The following is a 6,351-nucleotide window of genomic DNA, read 5'->3' as shown; positions in this document are numbered from 1 at the left end:
GTTTATTGTCAACACCACCACCCAGGGCAATCAGGGATACGGCGGTGACGCCATAGATGTAACCCACATCCTGGATGCCACGCTGATGGCGGACGGCAATGTGTACATCACCTGGCAGTCCGACAACGTTGACGGAAGCGGTATGGGCGTGGAAGGGATCGTAGTGAACCCGGATGCTTCCTACTACTCAGAGTTTACGGTTAATACCGCGAAGGCCGGGGATCAGTCCAGCCCGGTGGTGGTTTCGCTGCCGGACGGTGGCCTGTTTGAGGTCTGGGTCTCGGCCAACGGCGACGGCTCCGGTACCGGCATTCGGGGACAGATGCTGGACGCGAAGGGTCAGCCGATTGGGAGCGAGTTTACGATCAACAGCACGACCACCGGCGATCAACTGATGCCTGTGGTGCTGGAGAACGGCAACATTCAGGTGGTGTGGACCAGTCCTGCCTCCGGCAGCGTCAACTACATTAAGGGGCAGCAGTACACCTATACCTATGACGCTCAGGGTAACGTAACGGGCTTAACCTCCGTAGGGCCTGAGTTCAATATCAACTCGGGAACAGGGGCTAGCTCTCAGGCCAATCCGCAGATTACATCTCTGTCGGACGGGGGCTACATGGTGGTCTGGGAAGCCATTTATGCCAACGAGTATAAGATCTACGGCCGCCAGTACAATGCGGATGGTTCACCAGTGACCGGCGAGATGACCTTAAGTTCGACAGGCCTGACAACCGGCGTGCTGGGCAACAGCAACGGCTGGAGTTCGCTGCCGTCGGTGGCCGAGCTTGATAACGGTAAGGTCGCCATTGTGTTCGCCACGGCGGGCAAAGGCTATGACAGCAGCCTGGTTATCTACGACCCGGTAACCCACACAGCGGGGACCACCTCGGTTGTGAACCAGACAACGGCTGGCGATCAGGCGACCGCCACCGTCAGCGCGCTGGATAACGGCAACTTTGTGGTTTCCTGGGACTCCAACGACAACAGCGGTCCGGATCAGAACGGCTACGGTGTCTGGGGGCGTATCTATGACGCTAACGGACAGGCGGTATCAAATGAGTTCCTCATTAATACCATGACCGCAGGCGATCAGCACCTTGCCAAAGTGGTCAGCCGTGCGGACGGCAGTTTCGTGGCGGTGTTTATCTCGGCAACCGATACGGCGCCAGGAGCAGGTACGAACGGCATTTATGCTCAGTACTTTGACGCTCACGGCAACAAAATTGGTCAGCAGATGCAGATCAACCAGCTGACCTACGGCGACCAGAGTGAAGTCAACGCCACCTTTATGGAGGGCGGTCAGCTTTACGTAACCTGGACCGACAAGGGCGTAGGCGACGGTAGCGGATCGGCGATTAAGGGTCGCATTGTTGACCTTAACGAGACGCTGGGCCTCAGTGATGACGGCAACGGCCTGACGCACATTGAGTATCATCCGGCTCAGTTCTACGTGAATGGCACCGACGGCAACGACTTGCTCGATGCCCGCGGCGCTATTACCGTCGACGCGAAGGGTGGAAACGACACCATCTTTATCAACAGCACCAGCTTCACCAGCATCAACGGTGGGGAAGGGCACGATACGCTGGTGTGGGATTCCGGCAATAACCTTGAGCTGGGCAGCGTTTCGTCGAAGATTGCCGGTATTGAGGTCATTCATATGGGCAACAACGCGGCGCAGACACTGGTTATCAGCGCCGGGGACGTCCTTGATATGACCAAAAACAATGGCGAGACCGGACACACGCTGTATATCTCCGGCGACGATGGCAACTCGAATAAGAGCGGAGCTAAAGACACGGTGAATATTGATAAGTCCGTATGGACCTCTGAAAACACGCAGACGGAGAATGGCGTGACCTGGGATGTTTATGTTCATAACGATGACGCAACCGTCAGGTTGTTAATTCAGCACGGCATGAACGTTATGTAATAAAGCAGGGTGGTGGTTTCGGCCACCGCCCATTAAAGAATAATGGCTGCGGCATTCACCCATTTTTATGGGGAATGCTTACGCTTTTGTAGGGGAGTAATACAATGTTCAGTTCTTTTAACCAAACAATTAAGCAATACCCTGAGCTGTCTTTTACAGTTGCCTGCTTACCTGTTTCCTGTGGGAACACTATTATAGCCTGTGTGGCAGAGATTTTGCGTTCGCCACGAAAACCGCTTCCGTCGTCCTGACGCTGAAAACGGGGAAAACGATCGTCGACCACGCGGTTTTCGCCCGGATGTACCTTTTAAAAAGGATTAAACATGGCATTAAGGCTCATTAAGAATTTTTGCAATATATTGATTTATATTGCTTTGTGTGTTTTTGATCTTATTCCACGCCTTAACCCAGAAAAAGTTTATTAACAGAACGATTCAGATTGTCTGACCCCACGGAGAGCCTATTATTTAGCCAGAGGAACTCCTGCCACTCCCTCCTGATAGCCGGGATGGTTTCGGTGGTGAGCGCGGCGCCGCATGTCGTCAGAATATAAATAATATACCGCTTGCAGGTTAATAAATTACCCGACGGATGGCGACGGGCTGAACCATTATTGAGTCACGGTTAATCTTTTTTATTTATAAGGGAATTATGAAACGTTTATTGCTCAGGACGTGCCCGGCAAAGATTATGCCGAAGGCTATTTTATCGCTGCTTGCGGTGGTCTGTTCTGTCCCGGCGAGTGCAACCAGCTTTATTGATATTCTCCGCATGACCGCGGATCACCCTTCCGTCGCCTCCGCGCAGGATATCGCCGGTGCGGCCTTATTTGATGTGGATGCTGAAAAAGCCTCCAGCAATTTGCAGGTGAGCGCTGGTATTGGCTCTGTCAGTTATTCTGGCCAGCCTGGCTATGAAAACAATTATATTTCTCCGCATGTAAATCTCAGCAAAGTTCTGTACGACCACGGCCGGAACGATGCCGCAGTGGAGGGGCGTGAAGCTGAGTTTCAGGCGCAGAGTATGCAGGTTCGTGCAATCCTGGAGAGCCTCAATCAGCAGGTACTGTCCCTGTACAGCACGGCGGTAACCAACGCCCGGGTAGTGTCAGTGCTGGATAAGGAAGTGGCAGCCCTGCAGGATTTGCTGCAGAGGGTGCAAACTATCGCCACCATTGACTCCGGACGCGCTTCGGAGGTGAGTCAGGTCTCCACCCGTCTCAGCTCGGTTATTGCCAGCCGCGAGGCCAGTAATACCGCGATGCAGCAGGCCTGGCAGCAGTTGAGGACGCTCGTCAACAGGCCCGTGACGCTGACTGACGGACTGCCGGATCTGAAAAAAGCTGGCCTGCTGCCCGCCACGCTGGACGTGGCAGAGCGGGCACTGAAGGATAATCCCTCGTGGATAGTCACTCGTTACCGCCGCGACTCCGCCAGCTCAGCGCTGAAGGTTGCTTCAAAGTGGAACCGTCCGACCTGGAGCGTCCAGCTGTCGCTGGACAGCCCGCGGCGCAACGGTGAAATGGAGCCTTTTAAAGCCGCAACGCTGCAGGTCAGCAGCGATCTGAATCTGTGGGACGGCGGGGCCGGGCTGGCCTCCGTCAAGGGGCAGACCCGGCGGCTGTCGTCGGCGGAGCAGGATATGGAAGCGACGCTGCGCACGCTGAAGGCGCAACTGGGGCAACTGTGGGTTTCCATGCCGCTGCGCGAGCAGCAGATAGCGGCACTGTCGCAACAGTCTGCCTCCGCCCTGCAAACGTGGCGGGCAGGGGAGACGCAGTTTTTTGCCGGTCAGCGGCCGCTAACGGATCTGATCTCCTTCGCTACCGATTATTACTCGAGCCTGGCGAGCTATGAAGAGCAGCGCGTTCAGTATCTGGCAACGCAGTGGCAGATTGTGGCGACGCTGGGCAAATTGGGCGATCTGGCCCGCAACGTGCAGTCGCTGCCCGCATCAGCGCTGGACGGTGCAGGCGATATGGACAGTGATGGGCTGGGCCGTCCGGTGCCAGCGACAAACAATAAGGCGGTAGAGGCCTTCCGGCAGGCCGTAGCCAGCGGGAAGACCTCCTCATCCACGCCGCTGGCGGCTCAGACCGCAGAAACGCAACGCCGGGGCGAAGAGAGCCTGCGCGCATGGCCGTGGTAATAAGGGACAATGTATGAGCGTAATTGAAAATCAGCCCGGCGTAATGGACAACGGTATTGCCGGGGCTGCGAACGAGGAGCAGCCGCCGCAGGCGGCGAAGCATAACGAACTGGCGGATGCCATGCAGAGTGCGCTGCGCCTGTTTGACGTGCGCCTGACTCTTTCTGAACTGGTCAGCGGCCTGCCGCGCTGCCCTGAATCGGCTATGGAGCAGAATAGCTGGGCGCTGATGGCGCTGCAGCGCCGGGGTATGGTGGCGACGTGGCAGACGCTGCCGCTGGGGGAGGTGAAATCCTTTCTGCTGCCGGCGGTGATCCGGCTGGGAGACGGCTTTGCGGTGCTGACGCAGTACCATGAAAACGTCTGTCATATGATCGTACCGGCGCTGAGCGACAGGCCCGTGGAAATGGCGACGGAGCAGGTGAATGCCGCGTACGGCGGCGAACTGCTGCTGATCCGTCCGCAGTCCCATCTGGATCACCGTGCTGACGATCTGGTGAAAACGGGGGACCAGCACTGGTTCTGGCATACGCTCTGGCGCTTCAGACGCTATATGTTCGAAGCCGCTGCGCTGTCGGTCGTTATCAACGTGCTGGCGCTGGCGATGTCGATTTTCACCATGACCGTCTATAACCGCGTCCTGCCTAACCAGACCTACGTCACCCTGTGGACCATGGCTATCGGGGTGACCATTGCCCTGCTGTTCGAGCTTGGCGCACGCCTGGCGAGGGCCTGGGTGACCGACCGGGCAGGTAAAAAGATTGACCTGGTACTGGGCGCCAGAATTTTCCGACATGTGCTGGAGGGCAAAATGGAAAACCGGGCGCAGTCTAACGGCGCCTTCGGCAACGTGATGCAGAGTTTTGAGACGGTGCGCGATCTTTCCACCTCTGCGGCGCTGACGACGGTGGCTGATTTGCCGTTCGTGCTGCTGTTTCTGGTGGTTATTTATCTGGTTGCCGGGCCGCTGGTGTGGTGCGTGTTGTTCATCCTGGTGGCGATCGTGAGCATGGTGCTGCTGATGCAGATTCCGCTCAGGCGGCATGCAGAAGAGTCGATGAAGATTGGCAGCAACCGCTATGGGCTGGTGATTGAAACCCTTGATAATCTGGAAACCATTAAAGCGCTGCGCGCAGAAAGCCTCGTGGCCGGCAAGCACGATACGGCCAGCGTGAAGCTCTCCGCGGTATCGATGAAATCGCGTTTTCTCTCCACCCTCGGTTCCAGCGCCATTCAGACCACCCAGCAGTTCGGCACCGTTCTGCTGCTGCTGTGGGGGGTCTATCTGGTTGGCGACGGTATCGTGTCGATGGGGGGGATTATTGCCACCATGACCCTGATGGGGCGCGCCGTAACCCCCGTGGCTACCCTGGCCGCGCTGGGACTGCGTATCCAGCAGGCCCGCACGTCGCTGACGATCCTGAATAAGCTGATGCAGACCCCCACGGAGGTGAACCGCGAGAAAGTGTATGTTCAGCTGCCGCAGGGAAGTCAGAGCGAGATCGATTGCCGCGGCCTGAGCTTTACCTACCGGCAGGGGCTGCCTGCGGTCATTGATCGCCTTGACCTGCATCTCAGGCACGGCGAGCGCGTGGCCATTCTCGGCAAGATGGGCAGCGGAAAATCCTCCCTGCTGCGGCTACTGGTAGGGCTTTATCAGCCCTGCGAGGGGGAGATTTCCGTCAGCGGCGTGGACCTGCGCCAGATTGCCCCGGCGGAGCTGCGCTCGCGCATTGCGCTGGTCAACCAGGAGCCGAGGCTAATGTTCGGTACCCTGCGCGACAACCTGCTGATGGGCGCGCCATACGCCAGCGACGCGGAGATGATGCGGGTCGCTGCGCTGACCGGCGTCAGCGAGATCGTTGCGCGTCATCCCATGGGGTACGGAATGACCATCGGCGAAAAAGGTGAAACGCTTTCCGGCGGGCAGAAGCAGGCCATTGCGCTGGCCCGGGCCATTCTGTCGGAGCCTGATGTGCTGCTGCTGGACGAGCCGACATCCGGGATGGATATGGGATCGGAAAGAACGGTGCTTCAGGCCCTGGAGCCGGTGATGGCCGGCCGCACGGTGGTGATAGTGACCCACCGCCCGGCGATCCTGAAGTATGTCGATCGGGTGATCGTGATGGATGAGGGAATGAAGGTGGCCGACGGCCCGAAAGAGGAGATAGTCCGGATGCTGAATGAGGGGCAGATCCCGGCGGCGTCGGTGCTGCGCGATGCGGCAAAACCCCCAGTCGCGGTGGCTCAGACACAGGGACAGGAGTAAA

Annotated in this window: 2 protein-coding genes and 1 pseudogene; all 3 read left to right on the top strand. The window is 57.8% G+C overall.

Annotation, left to right across the window (positions count from 1 at the left end):
* Positions 1-1,933, top strand: a pseudogene (locus AB1287_RS20305) (hypothetical protein); the annotation flags it as partial.
* 690 nt (positions 1,934-2,623) lie between these two features.
* Complete coding sequence (locus tag AB1287_RS20300) at positions 2,624-4,081, top strand: TolC family protein (protein ID WP_435618892.1); 1,458 nt, start codon at positions 2,624-2,626, stop codon at positions 4,079-4,081.
* 13 nt (positions 4,082-4,094) lie between these two features.
* Positions 4,095-6,350, top strand: coding sequence for a type I secretion system permease/ATPase (locus tag AB1287_RS20295; protein ID WP_435618891.1), 2,256 nt, complete (start codon positions 4,095-4,097; stop codon positions 6,348-6,350).
* Position 6,351 lies beyond the last annotated feature (1 nt).

The organism is Scandinavium sp. UTDF21-P1B, assembly GCF_040750395.1.
Lineage (GTDB): Bacteria > Pseudomonadota > Gammaproteobacteria > Enterobacterales > Enterobacteriaceae > Scandinavium.
This window is presented reverse-complemented; position numbering and strand designations above follow the sequence as displayed.